The 18,327-nt window shown below is 60.7% G+C and carries 19 protein-coding genes; 8 read left to right on the top strand and 11 right to left on the bottom strand.

From position 1 onward, the window contains the following. Positions 1-72 precede the first annotated feature (72 nt). Entirely contained in the window at positions 73-942 is an 870-nt protein-coding gene (locus tag AC1DJO_RS02720; RefSeq protein WP_477968904.1) for an NAD(P)-dependent oxidoreductase, read from the top strand. 173 nt (positions 943-1,115) lie between these two features. Here AC1DJO_RS02720 and AC1DJO_RS02715 read toward each other — a convergent pair whose 3' ends face one another. From AC1DJO_RS02715 to AC1DJO_RS02705, 3 genes are all read right to left on the bottom strand, one after another. Further along, on the bottom strand, positions 1,116-1,604 hold the full coding sequence (locus tag AC1DJO_RS02715) for an Lrp/AsnC family transcriptional regulator (RefSeq protein WP_112387170.1): 489 nt from the start codon (positions 1,602-1,604) through the stop codon (positions 1,116-1,118). A gap of 67 nt (positions 1,605-1,671) precedes the next feature. Next, on the bottom strand, positions 1,672-2,289 hold the full coding sequence (locus tag AC1DJO_RS02710; protein ID WP_477968902.1) for a uracil-DNA glycosylase family protein: 618 nt from the start codon (positions 2,287-2,289) through the stop codon (positions 1,672-1,674). Next, complete coding sequence (locus AC1DJO_RS02705; RefSeq protein WP_477968900.1) at positions 2,286-2,834, bottom strand: thermonuclease family protein; 549 nt, start codon at positions 2,832-2,834, stop codon at positions 2,286-2,288. Before AC1DJO_RS02705 ends, AC1DJO_RS02710 begins: the two co-directional genes overlap by 4 nt. A gap of 105 nt (positions 2,835-2,939) precedes the next feature. Between AC1DJO_RS02705 and AC1DJO_RS02700 the strand changes: the two genes are divergently transcribed. Then, a complete protein-coding gene (locus AC1DJO_RS02700) occupies positions 2,940-4,475 on the top strand; it encodes a sensor histidine kinase (RefSeq protein ID WP_112516042.1) in 1,536 nt (511 codons plus the stop codon). Between the two features lie 2 nt (positions 4,476-4,477). Here AC1DJO_RS02700 and AC1DJO_RS02695 read toward each other — a convergent pair whose 3' ends face one another. The 3 genes from AC1DJO_RS02695 to cobT all read right to left on the bottom strand — a co-directional run bounded on the left by AC1DJO_RS02695 (position 4,478) and on the right by cobT (position 7,185). Further along, positions 4,478-5,548, bottom strand: coding sequence for a hypothetical protein (locus tag AC1DJO_RS02695; protein WP_477968898.1), 1,071 nt, complete (start codon positions 5,546-5,548; stop codon positions 4,478-4,480). A 97-nt stretch (positions 5,549-5,645) separates the two neighbouring features. After that, on the bottom strand, positions 5,646-6,083 hold the full coding sequence (locus AC1DJO_RS02690) for a diacylglycerol kinase (protein ID WP_477943145.1): 438 nt from the start codon (positions 6,081-6,083) through the stop codon (positions 5,646-5,648). 85 nt (positions 6,084-6,168) lie between these two features. Next, entirely contained in the window at positions 6,169-7,185 is a 1,017-nt protein-coding gene (gene cobT, locus AC1DJO_RS02685) for a nicotinate-nucleotide--dimethylbenzimidazole phosphoribosyltransferase (RefSeq protein ID WP_112387164.1), read from the bottom strand. Positions 7,186-7,342: 157 nt separating this feature from the next. Here cobT and AC1DJO_RS02680 point away from each other — a divergent pair, with 157 nt between their 5' ends. The 5 genes from AC1DJO_RS02680 to AC1DJO_RS02660 all read left to right on the top strand — a co-directional run bounded on the left by AC1DJO_RS02680 (position 7,343) and on the right by AC1DJO_RS02660 (position 12,321). Next, positions 7,343-8,125 carry an adenosylcobinamide-GDP ribazoletransferase gene (locus AC1DJO_RS02680; protein ID WP_477968896.1) on the top strand — a complete coding sequence of 261 codons (783 nt, stop codon included), beginning with the start codon at positions 7,343-7,345 and terminating at the stop codon, positions 8,123-8,125. Positions 8,126-8,143: 18 nt separating this feature from the next. After that, the gene (locus tag AC1DJO_RS02675) at positions 8,144-8,356 is read left to right on the top strand and encodes a DUF1289 domain-containing protein (RefSeq protein ID WP_477968894.1); all 213 of its coding nucleotides are present in this window, start codon (positions 8,144-8,146) and stop codon (positions 8,354-8,356) included. Next, positions 8,353-9,054, top strand: a complete 702-nt coding sequence (locus AC1DJO_RS02670) for a TIGR02281 family clan AA aspartic protease (protein WP_477968892.1) — start codon at positions 8,353-8,355, stop codon at positions 9,052-9,054. Before AC1DJO_RS02675 ends, AC1DJO_RS02670 begins: the two co-directional genes overlap by 4 nt. A gap of 90 nt (positions 9,055-9,144) precedes the next feature. Then, positions 9,145-10,647 (top strand): UbiA family prenyltransferase, encoded by a 1,503-nt coding sequence (locus AC1DJO_RS02665; protein WP_477968890.1) that lies wholly within the window; start codon positions 9,145-9,147, stop codon positions 10,645-10,647. 21 nt (positions 10,648-10,668) lie between these two features. Beyond that, positions 10,669-12,321, top strand: coding sequence for a hypothetical protein (locus AC1DJO_RS02660; RefSeq protein ID WP_477968888.1), 1,653 nt, complete (start codon positions 10,669-10,671; stop codon positions 12,319-12,321). Positions 12,322-12,739: 418 nt separating this feature from the next. Here the strand turns inward: AC1DJO_RS02660 and tet are convergent, their stop codons facing one another. After that, positions 12,740-13,915, bottom strand: a complete 1,176-nt coding sequence (tet, locus tag AC1DJO_RS02655; protein WP_477968886.1) for a Tet(A)/Tet(B)/Tet(C) family tetracycline efflux MFS transporter — start codon at positions 13,913-13,915, stop codon at positions 12,740-12,742. A 75-nt stretch (positions 13,916-13,990) separates the two neighbouring features. Here tet and AC1DJO_RS02650 point away from each other — a divergent pair, with 75 nt between their 5' ends. Then, positions 13,991-14,605, top strand: a complete 615-nt coding sequence (locus tag AC1DJO_RS02650) for a TetR/AcrR family transcriptional regulator C-terminal domain-containing protein (protein WP_477968884.1) — start codon at positions 13,991-13,993, stop codon at positions 14,603-14,605. 7 nt (positions 14,606-14,612) lie between these two features. Here the strand turns inward: AC1DJO_RS02650 and AC1DJO_RS02645 are convergent, their stop codons facing one another. The 4 genes from AC1DJO_RS02645 to AC1DJO_RS02630 form a co-directional block, all read right to left on the bottom strand. Then, entirely contained in the window at positions 14,613-15,374 is a 762-nt protein-coding gene (locus tag AC1DJO_RS02645) for an ABC transporter permease (RefSeq protein WP_477968882.1), read from the bottom strand. Next, positions 15,371-16,297, bottom strand: a complete 927-nt coding sequence (locus AC1DJO_RS02640; protein WP_112539333.1) for an ABC transporter ATP-binding protein — start codon at positions 16,295-16,297, stop codon at positions 15,371-15,373. Before AC1DJO_RS02640 ends, AC1DJO_RS02645 begins: the two co-directional genes overlap by 4 nt. Before the next feature lie 386 nt (positions 16,298-16,683). Next, positions 16,684-16,932, bottom strand: a complete 249-nt coding sequence (locus AC1DJO_RS02635; protein ID WP_477968880.1) for a hypothetical protein — start codon at positions 16,930-16,932, stop codon at positions 16,684-16,686. Positions 16,933-16,997: 65 nt separating this feature from the next. Then, positions 16,998-18,287, bottom strand: a complete 1,290-nt coding sequence (locus AC1DJO_RS02630; protein WP_477968878.1) for an extensin-like domain-containing protein — start codon at positions 18,285-18,287, stop codon at positions 16,998-17,000. Between the last annotated feature and the right edge of the window lie 40 nt (positions 18,288-18,327).

The following is an 18,327-nucleotide window of genomic DNA, read 5'->3' as shown; positions in this document are numbered from 1 at the left end:
TGCCCGTGATGACTTTTCAGCAACGGCGGTTTCCGCTAAGCATGCCCCCACATCACGAAAAGGATCTGGCATATGGCAAAAGTCGCTTTCATCGGTCTCGGCGTCATGGGTTTCCCGATGGCGGGTCATCTGAAAACGAAAGGCGGCCACGACGTCACGGTCTATAACCGCACTGCCGCCAAGGCCGCCGATTGGGTCGCCAAGTTCGGTGGCGCCTCGGCACCAACCCCGGCCGAAGCTGTCGCCGGTGCCGATTTCGTCTTCACCTGCGTCGGCAACGACGACGATCTTCGCTCGGTGACCACGGCCAACGGCGGCGTTTTCGAAGGCATGAAGAAGGGCGCGATCCTGATCGACAACACGACGGCCAGCGCCGAAGTCGCCCGCGAACTCGATGAAGCCGCCAAGGCCAAAGGTTGCGACTTCATCGACGCCCCGGTTTCTGGCGGCCAGGCCGGTGCCGAAAACGGCGTGCTCACCGTCATGTGCGGCGGCGACGAAGCCGTTTTCGAAAAGGCCAAGCCCGTTATCGACGCCTATGCGCGCATGGTCGGCCTAATGGGACCAGCCGGTTCCGGCCAGCTGACGAAGATGATCAACCAGATCTGCATCGCCGGCGTTGTTCAGGGCCTTGCCGAAGGTATCCATTTCGGCAAGCGCGCCGGCCTCGACATCGAGAAGGTCGTCGATGTCATCTCCAAGGGTGCTGCAGGCTCCTGGCAGATGGAAAACCGCCACAAGACGATGAACCAGGGCAAATACGATTTCGGCTTCGCCATCGACTGGATGCGCAAGGATCTCGACATCGTGCTGACCGAAGCCCGCCGCAACGGCGCCAAGCTGCCCGTCACCGCGCTCGTCGACCAGTTCTACGGCGACGTTCAGGCCATGGGCGGCAATCGCTGGGACACGTCCTCGCTGCTCGCCCGCCTGGAAAAATGATCGGGGCCTCTTCCGGCGCAGCGGAGTTGATCACGCTGCGCAGGACCTGCCATGCGCAGGCGCTAAAACTGGCTCGCCGCCCTGCGGATAATTCCGGCAAGACGGCGAGATGTATCAGCAAGGATGCAATGAGCGAGCTGGCGAGCGATGCAATATCGCCTGTCTGAAATAGCTCAGTCCTCGTTGGACTTGGCGCTGTCGAGCAACATGTAGTCGAGCGGCAGCTGCGTCGAATACTTGATCTGTTCCATCGCGAAGGCCGATGACACGTCGCGGATCTCGATCTTGGCGATCATCCGCTTGTAGAAGGCGTCGTAGGCGGCAATGTCAGGCACCACGACACGCAGCAGATAATCGACATCGCCGCTCATCCGGTAGAACTCGACCACTTCGGGGAATTCCACAACGACCTCGGAGAAACGCTTCAGCCATTCGATTGAATGCGTCGCCGTGCGGATCGAGACGAAAACCGTGACCTTGGTGTTGACCTTCTCGGGGTCGAGGATGGCAACGCGGCGCTTGATGACGCCATCTTCTTCCATCTTCTGGATACGGCGCCAGCAAGGCGTTGTCGAAAGGCCGACCTTCTTCGCGAGATCAGCGACCGCCAGGGTCGAATCTTCTTGCAGCAGGCGCAGTATCTTACGGTCGAGACGGTCCATATGCGAAAGCCCTTTCGAATTATATTCTCTGTATATCGCGATTCCGGCGCAGGAAAAGAATTTTGTTTCAGTTTATAAGCAGTTTAATTCTACTGCGAAGAACTGGAAGCAACTCTTCCTCGAACCATGGATTGCGCTTCAGCCAGCCACTGTTGCGCCAGCTCGGATGCGGCAGCGGCAAGACCGCGGGTGACCGGTTCGAAAACAGCGTCTCGCGCCACGCCTTGACCGTATCAGTCATGTTGGCCTGCCGCGCCGTGCCCATATGCCAGTTCTGCGCATACTGGCCGACAGTCAGGATCAGCTCGATCTGCGGCATCAAATCCATCGCTTGCTTTCGCCATTGAGGCGCGCATTCCCGGCGCGGCGGTAGATCGCTTCCTTTCTCGTCATATCCCGGAAAACAGAAGCCCATCGGCACGATCGCAAAACGGCTTGCATCGTAGAAGGCCTCGCGGCCGACCTGCAGCCAGTCGCGAAGACGATCACCGGAGGCATCGTTGAACGGAATGCCGCTTTCATGGACGCGAAGGCCCGGCGCCTGTCCCGCGATCAGCACGCGCGCGGTTTGCGACAGGATGACAACAGGACGCGGCTCATGCGGCAAAGGTTTCGACGGATCAAGCGGCGCATCCCGGCAGATGCGGCAGGCAGCAATCTCGCCCTGCAACGTCTCGATCGTCATTCCCATCCGACCGCCTGCCCGATCATCCTGACGATGCCGCCGGAATGCGGTCTCTCGTCATCGCGAAAATCCCGCGGCCTCTCGAATGTCCCTGCCCAGAGACCCGAGCGCCTGGCGCGTGCCTCGTCCTCCTGCCACCGATAATCGCCATAGGAGACGGCCATGCCGGTTCGAACCATCTCGCCATTGATGTCGAGAGTGCCGCTCCGGCAGATCACCAGCAGCCGTTGATATTGGTCGCGCTCGGTCCCGCCGCATTGCGTGCCAGCACCGGCGACCAGCCGCTGCAGCGCATCCCGGGCCTCCCGGCCACATGACCACGGCCTGCCGTTCCGCTCGCAGCTCTGCACGAGCTCAGGCGCATCGATGCCTTTCAGCCGCATGCGTTCGCCGCCGATCGCAAGGCTATCGCCATCCGCCGCATGAAACGCGCCGCTATGCACCGTTTCCGGCTGATCGTTGAGCTTGGCCGCGATCAGCCAGATCAGCGCCAGCATGGCAAAGGCAGTCACGCCGTCGCGTATCGTCCTGAAGCCGCGCGTCACGCTTCCGCCTCCTTCAAAAACAAATCCTTGAGAGAAATGGCAAACACCTTCTTAAGATTTGCCGGTTACGGTGGAAACACCCGCGGATCAAGTATTCAAGTGCAAATGAGTAACGGCGTCAGCACATCGACCGATAAGATTATCGTCGACAAGTCCCGCAGTCACCGCAACAAGCCCGTTTCCAAGGCTGTTCGGCAGACACGCGAGCGCTTGCAGTCCGGCCACTCCTCGACCGCAGCTTTCGACCGCGACGTCCTGCGCATGTATATGACGGCCTTCACGCAGGGTGCCGCCCTGATGCCGCTCTTCGTCATCATCATCGCCGCTCTCGGCATCTATTTCACCGGCGACACGCAGATCTTCTTCTGGGCGGTCGCAACGCTGGTCGCCTATGCTGCCAACGTCTATCTCGTCCGCCGCGCCCGCAAACAGGAAATGACGGCAGAATCCGCCCGCAAATGGCGCCGCGCGCTGCTCGCCGGCCAGTTGCCGATCGGACTTGCCTGGGCCTTTTTCGCCTTCCAGAGCTGCCCTGCCTGCGAACCCTCCAGCTTCATTCTCTACAAGGGTGCGACGCTGCTGATCGCCTTGTCGGTGACGGCAATGTCGAATTTCATGCTGGCGCCATCGGTGCTCGTCACCTTTACGCCTGCGATCATAGCGCTCGCCGCCAAGGCCGGGATTTCCCGCGACGTCCTCGAACTCAGCCTCACGGCACTCTTCACCACCACCGTTATCTTCTTCAGCTATATCAGCGACCGTCTGTTCAAGCAGAATCTGCGCATCCTCTCCTTCCAGTCGGAAAAAGACGACCTGATCGCCGAGCTCGAAGTTGCCAAGTCGATGTCGGACGAAGCGCGCCGCCGCGCCGAAGAGGCAAACCTTGCCAAGTCCCGCTTCCTCGCCTCGATGTCGCATGAGCTGCGCACGCCGCTGAACGCCATCCTCGGCTTTTCCGAAGTCATGTCGTCGGAGGTGATGGGCCCGCTCAACAACCCTACCTACAAGGAATATACCGGCGACATCCACCGCTCCGGCCAGCATCTGCTGAACCTGATCAACGAGATCCTCGACCTCTCCCGCATCGAGGCCGGAAAATACGAGCTCAGCGAAGAGGCAATCTCGCTGCTCGATATTTCCGAGGATTGCATCGGCATGGTGCAGCTGCGCGCCAGCGGCAAGAACATCACCATCAGCCAGCAGTTCGAGCCAGAGCTTCCCTCTGTCTGGGCCGACGAGAAATCAATGCGCCAGGTGGTTCTCAATCTGCTGTCGAACGCCGTCAAGTTCACTCCCCAGGGCGGCGAGATCCACGTCAAGGTCGGCTGGACCGCCGGCGGCGGCCAATACATCTCGATCAAGGACAACGGCCCCGGTATTCCCGAAGAGGAAATCCCGATCGTGCTTTCTGCCTTCGGTCAGGGCTCGATCGCCATCAAGAGCGCAGAACAGGGCACCGGCCTCGGCCTACCGATCGTCCAGGCGATCCTCGCCAAGCACGACGGCCAGTTCGTGCTGAAATCGAAACTCCGCGAAGGCACCGAAGTCATCGCCATCCTGCCCGGCAAGCGCGTCCTGCAGAGCCTTCCTGCTGTCGAGGAAGCTCATGCCGTGTCCCGTAAGCGCAAGAGCTTCGCCTAAGGTCAGCCCGCGAGCAACGCCAGGAACGCGGGATCATCGCGGAAGTCTCCCAGGTCGTTGTCGATACTATCCAGCCGCGTCAGATTTCTCAGATTCTCCTTGTAGGACGGGTCGAGCAGGATCGCCTGCTTTGCCGCACTGAGCACCGCCTTCTTCGTCTTCGCCAACTCTTCGGGAGCAGCCTCGCCGACGCGCAATGCGCGATGCCTCTGCCCGTAGGCAGCAGCCATCAGGAACCAGAACTGGGCGATCTTCGAGGCCGGTGTGCTCGCAAGCTTGGTGCCGATCGCGATCGCCTGTTCATAGCCGCCGGGCTGGTAAAGCAGGTCGAAAATGATCTCGATCCCCTGATTGACCGACAGACGGTCACTGCTCGTCAGATATGACAGAAAGGCGTCTCGATCCTCGACAGGCACGCTATCGACGATCTGCTTTGTCGTCTGCTCGCCGAGCTTCTGCTCACCCGGATCCTTATCCAGCAGGATTTCCACCTGTTGGAACAGCGGCGACAGATAGATCCTCGTGTAGAGGTAGAAGAATATGAAGCCGGCGATAAGCCCGAAGACAAGCAGGAAAGGCGACGAGACAGTGACCGCATTGAGTAGCGGTGCATTAGCTCCGGCAAAGAGGCCACCGGCCTGCTTGTCGATAAAATCGGCAAATGAATTCAGATGCGAGGGCAGACTCGCCACCTGCGTCAGCCCGACGCCGACCAGCATCGTTGTCAGCCATTCCGAAATTCGCTCCAGGTTGGTATTCGACGCCAGCAGCCTCTCGCGCCGCGGCAACTTCAAGCCTTCCGCGCCGGCCTTCACATCCGCAGTTGGAACGGCAGGTGCCTCTTTCGTCATGATACGCGGCACGGAAAACAGAAATCCCATGACACCGCCGACGGCGGCGGAGGCAGCAACGATAAGCCCGCCGATGCCGATCGCCGACGAGACGCCGCCCTGTTGCGACAGCCATAAGAAAAGAAAGGTCAGGCCAAGCGCGGCCAGTCCCATATAGCCAAGGTCTCTGGCCTTCTCGCCGCCTTCAACCTCGTGAACCGCATTCGCCTGAAGATGTGCCAATCGTCGCCCCCGTGTGCACCTGTCGCGCAAAACAAAAACAACCTAAACGTACAATTATTATTTACACAACCTTAATATTTAAGGGTCGGTCTGAATATCATCCGAAGACGATGGCGATCAGATGCTTGCCGACGGTGAACAGCAGGTAGAGCCCGCAGGCGCCGAGCATGCAGAGCACAGCGAAGGAGCCGAGGTCCTTGGCATGCTTGCCGACCATCGAGATTTCAGGCGAAATGCGGTCGATGACCTCTTCGATCGCCGTGTTGAGTGCCTCGACTGCAAACAGTGCCAGCAGCAGGATCACCGCGATCACCAGCTCGGAAAGCGTGGCGCCGACAGCGATCAGCAGGATCAGCGAAACGGCGCCGAACAGCAGTTCCTGCCGGAAAGCAGATTCCTTGATCAGACGCTGAAATCCCGCCCAGGAATAGCTCGCAGCGGCAAAGAAGTGGCTGACACCGGTCAGCTTTCGAACGGCAGGTTTTTCCAAGGCGTCCTCGTCTTGCGGTCGGGGACGGCGTCCTGCGCCGTCCATCAGTGAAAATGCGAATACCGTTTCCCGGTCCGCGCCGCAAGCGTCCGTCATCAACCTGTCACAAAGCTGAACGCGAGGCGCCCAATCAATGCTTGTTGGTGACACCTGCCTGCGCGAAGGTCGCCATGCCGGAATGGCAGGCGGCAGCCGCCTTGACGATACCGGCCGCCAGAGCAGCACCCGTGCCCTCGCCGAGCCGCATGCCAAGCGCCAGAAGCGGCGTCTTGCCGAGCATTTCGATGGCGCGCAGATGGCCGGGCTCGCCAGAGACATGGCCGATCAGGCAGTGATCGAGCGCCGAGGGATTGGCCGCCTGCAGGATAGCACCGGCAGCCGTCGCCACATAGCCGTCGATCAGGACGGGGATCTTCTCGACGCGCGCCGCCAGGATCGCGCCGGCCATCGCCGCGATTTCGCGGCCGCCGAGACGGCGCATGATCTCCAGCGGATCGTCGAGATGATCGCGGTGCAGCTCGACGGCGCGCTCGACGGCCGCCACCTTGCGCTCCAGCATCTCGCCTTCCGAACCCGTACCGGGACCGACCCAGTCGCGTGCCGAACCGCCGTAAAGGGCGTAGTTGATCGCCGCCGCAATCGTTGTGTTGCCGATACCCATCTCGCCAATGCAGAGGAGGTCCGTACCGCCGGCAATCGCTTCCATGCCGAAGGCCATGGTGGCGGCGCAGTCGCGCTCGGAAAGTGCGGCTTCCTGGGTGATGTCACCGGTAGGGTAATCGAGCGCCAGGTCGAACACCTTGAGGCCGAGATCGTAAGCGACGCAGATCTGGTTGATCGCAGCACCGCCAGCGGCAAAGTTCTCGACCATCTGCTGCGTGACGGATGGCGGGAACGGCGTGATCCCCTGACGGGCAACGCCGTGGTTACCGGCAAAGATCGCCACCAGCGGCCGGTTGACGGCAGGCGCCCTGCCCGTCCACGCCGCCAGCCAGAAGGCGATTTCTTCCAGGCGGCCGAGAGCGCCCGGCGGCTTGGTCAGCTGCGCGTCGCGTTCGCGCGCCGCAACCAGCGCCCGGGCATCCGGTCCCGGCAACTCGCGCAGCAGCGCACGGAAATCGTCGAACGGCAGGCCTGAAACGCTCATGGATGGGGATTCCTTGTCTTCTTGCTCTTTCCCGGCGATCCGGGGCCAACTTGTCTTTTCGCAGCAAATCGGCTTCTTTCGTCGCGACTCTCTTAAAGCCAGCGGCAGAGGCGAACAACTCCAAAAGCGCCGCAGCTTCTATGCATGAAGTGGGGACATGATCATCAAGGCCTATGCGATCGATACCGCCCGCGCCGTCGCGTTCCTGAGCCGTATTCCCATGCCCGCTTTCGTCTTTGCAGGCGACGACGGCAAGCTCGGCCGGACTGCCCGCGCCTTCCCGCTGGCCGGCTTGCTGATCGGCATCATCCCTGCTGCAATTTTCCTGATGATGCTGGGCCTGCGTGCCGACCGGCTGATGTCGGCGCTGGTGGCGATCGCAGCGCTCACCGTCATTACCGGCGCACTGCACGAGGATGGCCTGGCCGATGCCGCCGACGGCATCGGCGGCGGACGTGACCGCGACCATGCGCTCGTCATCATGAAGGATAGCCGCATCGGCAGCTACGGCGCCATTGCGCTGATCCTCTCGATTGCGCTTCGCGCCGCAGCACTCGCCGCCATTGCCCGGGAAGCATCGGCCTTCGAGGCCGCGCTCGCCATCCCGGCCGCCGCCTGCCTCGGCCGCGCCGCGCTCGTCTGGCACTGGCATCGCCTGCCGCCGGCGAAGACGGACGGTGTTGCCGCCTCGGCCGGCAAGCCCGGCGAAGGTGCGATGCATATGGCGCTGGTCTCGGGATGCCTGCTCGCCGCCCTCATCATCTGGCCGGCACTCGGTCTGCTGCCGCTTGTCTGCAGCCTGCTGGCCTCCGGAATCTCGGTCCTCGCAGTGACCCTCTATATCCGCCGAAAACTCGGCGGCCATACCGGAGACACGCTCGGCGCCGCCGAACAGATTTCCGAGATCGCCGCGCTCTGCGCCCTTGCCATGGCCTTGTGAAACAACGATATATCCTTCATGCAAACACCCTGCATCCATGTATGCGCCATCGATCCTGCAACCGGTTTTTGCACGGGTTGCGGCCGCACGATCGAGGAAATCGGCGCCTGGATGCGCTATTCCGATGCCGAACGCGCCAGCCTGATGGCGATTCTGCCCGCCAGGCTCTTCGAAGGCGCGGCGCACGCGGAGAGTAGCCGGCAAAGCATCACTGCGGAGCAGCCTGCATGAGCCGTCTGACGATCTTTCTGCTGATCCTCGGCATCGGCCTCGCCATCCTCGTCTTCAACAACGGCAACGATCGCATCATGGGCATGGAGGCCGACGATTTCGGGCGCATGGTCTATCTTCTGCCGATCGCGCTGATGCTCTCGGCCGGCATCTGGGCGAGCCGCCGCAATATCGGCGAAACGATGCGCAACCTGATGATCTGGCTTGTCATCATCCTGGCGCTCGCCACCGTCTATCTCTACCGCCAGGATCTCCAGGGCGTCGGCAACCGGCTGCTGGCCGGCCTTGTGCCCGGCCGTGCCGTCGTCGTCACCACCAGCGAAGGCGGCAGCGAGATCATCCTGCACAAGCTGCTGAACGGCCATTTCGAGGCCGACGTCTCGGTCAACGGCCAGACAATTCAGATGCTGGTCGACACAGGCGCCAGCATGGTCGCGCTCTCGCATGCCGACGCCGAACGCATCGGCATCATCCCCGAAAACCTCGACTACTCGATGACCGTCATGACCGCCAACGGCCGCACCCGCGCAGCACCCGTCACGCTCGACCGTGTCGCCATCGGCCCCATCGTCCGCACCGGTGTCGCCGCCAGCGTCGCCGAAGACGGCAAGCTCGACCAGAGCCTGCTCGGCATGAGCTTCCTGGAAACGCTGGGCTCGATGCAGATGCAGACAGACGAACTGCGCCTGCGGGATTGAGAGCGGGTAAGGCACGGCTTTCGTAGCGGCACCCACGATTTGATTAATCTTTTTCGCCGATTATAGCCCGGTTCCTTTGGTGGTCGGCGCATGATGAGTCACGAATTCAAGGCAGACGCCGAATACGGCGCACCCTTTACGGGCGATGAGACCGGGATTGATCGCCCGGCCGAAGACACCAATATCGCGCTCGTCGTGGATCTCGATGGTACGCTGGTGCGTTCGGATCTCTTCCTGGAAAGCATATTCGACTCGATCGCCAGAAATGGATGGCGTGCCCTTCTCCCATCGAACTCTGCGATAGGCTCCAGAGCCGGATTAAAAGCGCATTTCGCCGGGCTATCGCAGATCGACTACGCCAGGCTTCCATTCAGCGAACAGGTGCTGGCATCGATCGTCGCCGCCAAGGATCAGGGGCGCAAGGTCTATCTCGCAACGGCGGCTAACCGGCAGCATGCAGAAGCCGTGGCCGCACAAATGCCGTTTCTTCTCGATGGGATCTTCGCGTCGGATGAAGCGATCAATCTGAAAGGCCAGCGGAAAGCCGATGCGCTGATCGCCGCGTTTGGCCGCAATGGCTTTGATTACATCGGCAATAGCGGCGATGATTTTCATATCTGGCCGCATGCCCGCAAGGCACTCAGCATCGGCTTATCGGCCCGTCAATCGAACCGGCTTGATGCCGCCCATCCCTCGCATGTGAAACTGGCACCCCGCCATGATGGATACCGGGCGCTCTGGGCGGCAATGCGGCCGCATCAATATGCCAAAAACGCCCTGATCTTCGTTCCGGCCCTGACGTCGCACGAATTTACACCTGCGGCCTTATTGGCCGCGGCGCTCGCATTCATTGCTTTCTCGCTGTGTGCCTCGGGCGTCTATCTGCTGAACGACCTGCTCGATCTGCAGGCCGACCGAGCTCACCCAAGCAAGCATCTGCGGCCGTTTGCTGCCGGCAGGGCATCCCTGGCATCAGGGCTGGTGCTCATACCTGCACTGACAATCGCAGCATTCGCCGTCGCGTCGTTGCTGCCGCCGCTATTTCCGCTCCTTCTGGCAGTCTATTTCGCCGGAACGCTGATCTACTCGCTGTCACTCAAGAAGAAAATGATCGTCGATGTGGTAACATTGGCAATCCTCTACACGATCCGGATCTTTGCAGGTGCAGCGGCGATCGACGTTGTCGTATCGGAATGGCTGTTCACGTTCTCGCTTATGATTTTCGCCGCGCTGGCGTTGACGAAGCGGCATATCGAACTCGCCGCGCGCTTCGACAACGGCCTCGCAGATCCGGACAATCGCGACTACCGTCTTACCGATCTTCCGGTGATTGCCGCACTTGCCGCCGCAGCCGGAATGAACTCGATCACCGTTCTCGCTCTTTATGTGTCATCTCCTGAAGTGGCCAGCCTATACAGCCATCCGCATATCCTCTGGGGTCTGTGCCCGCTCTTCCTCTACTGGACCAGCAGGACGCTTATGCTTGCCCATCGCCGCATGTTGCACGACGACCCGATCACTTTCGCGCTGCGTGATCGCAAGAGCTGGCTGGTAGGATTTTCCATCATTGCCGTCATCCTTGCCGCCCGTTGAGACATGCCTGTGGATAGCCAAGTGCTGACCCGATCTCGCAATCCCCTCGCCCGCATCCTGAGGTGGCACCCTTATTCAGTGGTTTTGCTGGCAACTGTGCTCAGCTTTCTACGCACCGGCTATCTGCCGATCGATAACAACAACGTCTATCATTTGCCGATACTGATGAATTCGTTTGCGCTGCCGCAGTTTGCCAGCGATCCCTTCATCCAGTCACTGCAGCACTTTTCGTCCGGTTTCTGGATCGTCTTCATCGGCGCCGGAGAGATCGTCAATCCCAAACTGTTCCTGGCGTTTTGGCTCGCCGTCACGCATTCTTCGCTGCTGGCCGCCGCGCTGCATCTGGCGCGAAGCTTCGGATTCCACGAAAGACGGGTGCTCAATATCTACGTGTTGCTGCTCGCTATGGCTGCCTGCCTGCAAGGCACGACAGTGGGCGGCGCCGGCGTGATGCTCAACTATTTCACCCATTCCGAGCTAGCGAACGCGCCGTTGATCCTCGGCTTTTCCTATGCCGTGCGCGGAAGATATGCGCAGGCCGCCATTGCCACGGCCCTGACATTCTTTCTCAACGCCTTCATGGCGGTGTGGATGATCCTGCCGCTTTGCTTTCTGGCGGCCTATCAACTCCGCATCGGCGCCATCTCTTGGCGTGCGTTGATGGTCCGCGGCCTGCTCGGATCACTGATCGGCGGCGTGCTCCTGGTGCCGCCGCTGCTCAACGTCCTGTCGAACCACCAGATCCTTGAAGCTCCAGCCTTCTCCTACAGGCAGTTTCTGAGAGGGTTCTATCCCGCTCACTTCTTCCTCGACGGCAACAGCTGGCTGGAAGTGGTTGCCTTGGCCGCTGCCGCCCTGTCATGCTTTCTCGCCGCCGCGCAGCTCGGCCGTCAGGCGAACGCCTTGCGACATCTGGCGGGAGGCGCGAGTGCGCTGCTTGTCATCGGCGCAGCAGCGCCGCTCGTCACCGATTCAGCGTTGGTCCTGAACCTGCACCTTATTCGCAGCGCGGTGATGATCATGATGCTTTCGACATTCGCTGTCGCACTGCTCGCTGCCGCATGGATGGCGGCGCCAGACCGAGCAGTTGCTTTTCGCGGACTGACCCTTTCCATCGCGCTCGTCGCCGTCTGGTTCAGCGCCGCCTTCGCTTGCGTGCTGCTTGCTTTCTATCGAGCGGCAAACCGTCGTGGAAAGGACGAGGATCGGCAAGGAAAGCATACCCTTGCGATCGTAGCCCTTTGCACGATTGCCGCGATGACCGTGATCTTCTTGTCTTATCCAACATACCTCTACCAGCGTAAAAACCTCGAAGTGAGCCATGAATGGCAGGCGCTGGGCAGTTGGGCCGATCACCAGCTTCCTCCGGATACAAAGTTCCTGATCTGGCCGAAACGGCTGCCCGAAATCGCGGCGCTCGGTTTCGAGTATACGTCTCGCCGGCAGCAGATATTCGCGACCAAGTTTGGCGCGGCCGTCATGTGGTCGCCTGCCTATTTCGATATATGGAACGGAAGCGAGCAACTGCGCCGCAAGTCTGCGACGTCCCAGGATATATTAGCCTATGCGAGCGCACACGGCGCCGCATATCTGGGTACGGATTGTGATCCGGTCTTCGGAGAAAGCGTTCATCAGGAAGGCGATAGCTGCGTTTATGCAGTGAGCAACCGCTAATCGAGGCATCCTTGCGCTCAGCCCTCAGCTCAACTGGAAGCCGAGAGCCAGAGGAAGCCTGAGCTTCCGTTGGTGTGGCTATCGCTTGTCTTCGAATGGTTGTAGCTGACCGCAAATGCCAGCGAACACATCGCAACCATGAACGCGACGGCGAATAGAATGTGAAGTCTGATCATAATCGGCGTCCGTATTCTAATGGCGGTAGAATATCGAAGCCCACCAGGTGGCGGGCCAGGAACGGAAACGCTAGCGATCCCCTCGCTTCGCAGGGCTTATTAAGCACACTATCGATAAGCTTGTCGCGTGACGAAGGCGTGACACGGGGCGATTTCCACACCTCTATCGCGATTTACGCCACCATAGGTGAAATATTCCCTGCCGACATCAGACATTGCACAGCCATGCATTGCAAAATGGCTCATGACGAGACAGCAGGGCGGCGACTGAAAATCAGCGGCAGAAGCCCCAGATAAACGGCAGCACCAAGCACCCAGACAAGTCCCGGAAAGATGTCCCGTGAGGCGAAATAGATGGTGCTGATCGCCAGCGGCCCGGCGATCGAGGCGAGGCTGACCATGCTTGCCAAAAGGCCCTGGACCCTGCCCTGCGCCTCCGCATCGACATTCGTCGTGACGAGCGATTGCAGCGCCGGCGCGCCGATGCCGCCTAGGCAAAACAACGGCATCAGGAAAAAAACCATCCACCCCTCGCTCAGGAAGGCGATCGTCACATAGGCGATACTGTCGGCAATGACGCCAATCAGCACTGCACGCCGCTCTCCCCAGCGTTCGCTGACCGGTCCGGCCACGAAAGCCTGTACCACCGCATGGAAAAACCCGAAGGCGGCCAGCGAAATGCCGACCATCATCGCCGACCAGGAAAACTTGTCCTGGCCATAGAGAACCCACACGGTGCCGCCGACTTCGCCGATGAAAGCCAGCAGGAAATAAGCCGCCATCAGCGCCAGCAGCGGCTTGAAGCTGAACAACCATTTGAAATGCGTGAAGGGCGACAGCGGTTGCCCCTCCTCTCCCTCGCCGCGCTTGCGGGTTTCCGGCAGCAGGAAAATCGCCACGGCAAAGTTCAGACCGTTCAGCACCGCGGCGGCAATGAACGGCAGCCGAACGGAATATTCGCCAAGGATCCCGCCGATAGCAGGCCCGGCAATGAAACCGACGCCGAAGCAGGCACTCAGCTGTGCGAAGCGGCGCGCGCGCTCATGTTCTTCGGTTACATCCGTGACGCAGGCCGCCGCGACGGCATTGCTCGCGCCGCTAAGGCCGGCAATCGCACGGCCGAGAAACAGCATCCAGAGTGCCGGAGCCAAGGCCATAAACACGTAGTCGATCGCAGCGCCCGCAAGCGAGACGAGCAGAACGGGCTTGCGTCCGAACCGGTCGGACAGCGACCCCAACACGGGCGAAAACAGAAATTGCATCAGCGCATAAAGCGCCAGAAAGGCGCCGAAACGCCATCCGAGATCGTCCGTATGGCCGATATCGCGCAGAAGACGCGGAAAAATCGGCAAGGTCAGGCCGATCCCCGCCGCATCCAGAACCACGGTGGCATAGACGACGCTGAGCGCTTTCTTCATATCGTTCACCAAAATTTATCAGTGATAAGCTACTTATCGCTGATAAGGTGAAAACGCAACCAGGATTGCCACGAGATGAAGATCGACCGCCAGCGTATCGTCGACGAGGCGCTTCTGCTTTTGAACGAAGCGGGATTGGACGCGCTTTCCACCCGCGCGCTGGCCGAGCGCCTCGGCATCCGCCAGCCAGCACTTTACTGGCATTTCAAGGGAAAGCGCGCGCTGATCGACGCGATGAATGCCGAGATTCTGAGACGCGGCCATACGCATGCGGCACCAAAACCCGGAGACGTGTGGAGCGCCTATCTGCTCGCCAACTGCCGCACCTTTCGCAACGCGCTGCTTGCCTATCGTGATGGCGGGCGCGTGCATGCAGGAACGGAGGCCGACCCGCAGGATCTTGCAAAGGTCGAGACTCAGATCGGCCTGCTCGTGGATGCCGGGATGACGCCGGAGACCGCGATGGAGCTTCTCGTCGCCCTCGGGCGCTATACGCTCGGCTGCGTGATCGAAGAGCAGGCGGAACCGCAGCCCAACACGAAGCAGCTTGACGCGGCAGCCGCCGATTATCCGCTGACGAGCCGCGCCGTTCTGCACTACCGCGACAGCGGCCCCGGCATCTTCTTCGAGGCCGGTGTCACCCTGATGATCGAGGCCGCGGCGATGCGCCTGGCAAAGCGACAGGCTTGATCCGGCGTCAGTTTCTCAGCCGGTAACCGGTCCTGAACATCCAGCCGAGTGTGCCAAGGCAGATCGCCAGGAACAGCGTGATCATCCCGAGGCTGATCAGCGGATTGACGTCGGCGATCCCGTAGAAGCTCCAGCGGAAACCGCTGACAAGATAGAGTACCGGATTGAAATGGCTGACAGCCTGCCAGAAGGGCGGCAGCATGTTGATCGAATAGAAGCTGCCGCCGAGGAAGGTCAGCGGCGGCACCACCAACATCGGGATCAGGTTCAGCTGCTCGAAATTGCCGGCCCAGATACCGATCATGAAGCCGAACAGGCTGAAGGTGATCGCCGTCAGCAGGAAGAATAGCATCATCATGAAGGGATGCTCGATCCTCACTTCCACGAAGGCATTGGCCGTCAGCAGGATGATCAACCCGATCAGCAATCCCTTGGTGGCCGCCGCGCCGACATAACCGAGCAGGATTTCCGTCATCGCAACAGGCGCCGACAGCACTTCGTAGATCGTCCCGGTGAATTTCGGGAAGTAGATGCCGAAGGAACCATTGCTGATGCACTGGCCGAGTAGCGTAAGCATGATCAGGCCGGGGGTGATGAAAGCGCCGTAGGAGACACCGTCCACCGTCTGGATGCGCGAACCGACGGCGGCGCCGAAGACAATGAAATAGAGCGAGGTCGAGATGACAGGCGACACGACACTCTGAAGCAGCGTGCGGCGCGTACGGGCCATCTCGAAGAAATAGATGGATTTGACGGCTTCGATATTCATTTGGCGCCTCCCACGAGTGCCACGAAGATATCCTCGAGCGAGCTTTGCCGCGTCGAGAGATCCTTGAAATGGATGTTGTCTGCCGAAAGCCGGGTCAGAAGCGCCGCGATGCTTTCCTGCTCGTTATGCGCATCGAAATTGTAGACCAGTCGCGTGCCGCCCTGTTCCAGCGACAGGCCGTTTCCGGCAAAATGCTCCGGAAGTTTTTCAAGCGGCTCGGTGAGTTCGAGGATCAGCTGCTTGCGGCCGAGCTTGGCCATCAGCGCTGCCTTGTCTTCGACGAGCAGCAGCTTGCCACCGTTGATGACGCCGACACGATCGGCGATCTCTTCGGCCTCTTCGATATAGTGGGTCGTCAGAATGATCGTCACGCCGGACTCGCGCAGCTGCTCAACGACGCGCCACATGTCCTTGCGCAGCGTCACATCGACACCGGCCGTCGGCTCGTCGAGGAAGAGGATCTCGGGTTCGTGGCTCAGCGCCTTGGCGATCAGCACACGCCGCTTCATGCCGCCGGAAAGCTGCCGCAGCGTGTTGTCCTTCTTGTCCCAGAGAGACAGGTCGCGCAGCACCTTCTCGATATGCGCCGGGTTCGGCTTCTTGCCGTGCAGCCCGCGCGAGAAGCTCACCGTATTCCAGACGGTCTCGAACTGGTCGGTCGTCAGCTCCTGCGGCACAAGGCCGATCATCGTCCGCGTCGCGCGAAAATCCTTGACCACGTCGTGGCCGCCGACGAGCACCTCGCCGCCGCTCGGATTGACGATGCCGCAGACGATCGAGATCATCGTCGTCTTGCCTGCGCCATTGGGGCCGAGCAGCGCCAGGATTTCGCCCTTCTCGACATCGAGATCGATGCCCTTCAGCGCTTCAAATCCATTGGCGTAATGCTTGGTGAGATTGCGGATCGAAATGATGGGTGTCATGCGGCTTTTGGATGTTTCCTCTTATTGGGCCGCTATATAGCCCCTTTGTGACACTTTGACATCCCGTACCCCGTGAACACACTATTCAGCGGGCAAGCCATAGTGGCGCGAAGAAAAGCGGCCAGCGGAAAATCGTCTTTCCACCGCCCTTGTCATCAACCGGTGATCTTCGCGGAGGATAACCGCCACAGAGGCAAGCAACGGTTTCCGCCCTGCCGCCCATCCCTTTGCGGAACCGTCAACGGGCGCTCGTTACGCCCATATTTCCGCTGCCTCTATTTGTAGAGAAATGCCGCCGTAAGCACGAACACTTTTAAAATCCGGTCGATTTCCCCTGAAGACCGGTCAGTCTGAGCCGGCGTTTCGCCGGCTTTCTTTTTGAGCGCTCACCACTGTCCGTTGAGGCCGCAGCCGAAGGGCGGCAACGTCTTGCCTTCGAAACGGCTCTTCAGCATGCCGCAGCCGATCTCGCGGATGGGTCCCGGCATCATCGTATTGAGACTGATGCCGACCTCGTCGAGGGGGTCGCTCGCATAGGCAACATAGACATACCACCGCCCGCCGAAAACGGCGGCTGCGGCAATCACCACCACAAGAAAAAGCATGACGAAATTCGGGCGCCTGCGGTCTGCCATCTCTGCTCTCCTCTTCCAAGAGTGCCCGTCAGATCAGATTCCCCGGCATGCGCCAAGAAGGCACGCTAGCTGCAATAGACCCGGCCGCTCTTGCGGTCTCTCAGATCGAAGTGGAAGTGATTCCAGTGTTCGGGGTTGCTGCCGGGGCCAAGCACCGTGTTGAAATACTTGCAGCTGTCGCTGCGCACGGCTTTCAGCAGCCGCCCTTCACGGAAGGAGAACAGCCCCTTCTTGCGGATATCGATCTCGTGACCGTTCTTCAGCACGAACTTGCCGACATCGATCGCATTGCCATGCGCATGCTCCGACATCGGATTGTATTTCTGGCGGCTGTTGTTCATGCGCCGGCAGGAATAACCGCCGAGCGGCTCGATCGTCTTGATGCCCGACCAGTAGCGAAAGCGTGCCGACGGCGCGAGCTCGTTCTTCACCCATTTGGCGAAGGCGAGCGTCACCTGGCAGTTCAGCGTCACAGCAGGCCGGACGCCGATATTGCCGGAAAGCCCCTGCAAGGAGATTGGGTAAGGCACCTGGCAGGCGGGACCATTGGAGATCGCCGGCTTGTCGGTGAAGACCACGCCCATGCGCTTCAGTTCGCGGCGACAGGAAAGCTCCGAGGCCGGCATGACGCTCGGATCAGCAGGCATGGCCGGCGTGCTCATCATCGGATCGTTCGGCCGCAGCATCGCCACTTCCTGGCTCTCGCTCTCTTCGGGAACGCGCTGCGGAGCAACGACTGCGCTGCCATCATTCCAGACGGCGGCCTGGTTCATCTCGGCCTGTGCGGCCGGGCGCGGCATGTGGCGCTGGTTGGTCTGAACAGGCGCATCGGTGCCGATGCCATCGACAACGGGCTCAGCCGTTTCGCCTTCGGCGATCTGCTGCTGTTGCTCCTGGGCAAGGCCGACGACCGGTTCGGCGCCGAGTTCGGAATCCATGTTGACGCCGCCCTCGGGAACCGAAAGCTGGCGCGTGCCACCCCAGTTGCCGGGCTCATTCTGAGAGCGCGGCACCTGTTGCTGGGCAAGCGCCTCGTCACTGTCGATCATCGGCAGCTTGCGGCCGGGCGCCGGAGCGGCATCGCTGGCGGAACGTCCCGCGCCCGCAAGGTTCGGCGTATCGAGGTAATCGACCGATCCGCCGGCGCGTGAGACGGGCGCCGAAGCGGGATAGGATTGCGCCGTTTCCATCGGCGCCATGCGCATAGCGGACTGTCTTGGCGGAGAAATGGAGCTGACTTTGGTGCCGCGATCGACATTGGCAGGCGGCACGAGGCCGTCACTGATGGAACAGGTCGTAAGCGCCGTGGAAACCAGCGTGGTCAGCACAATACGCCGCAGAAGAGAGACAGACACAATACCCTCCATCGCCCCGCAGCCCTGCTTGCAACCTGAA

It is taken from the genome of Rhizobium sp. 05N430 (assembly GCF_056396985.1).
The sequence above is the reverse complement of the archived record's forward strand: the minus strand, read 5'-3'. Positions and strand labels throughout refer to the sequence as shown.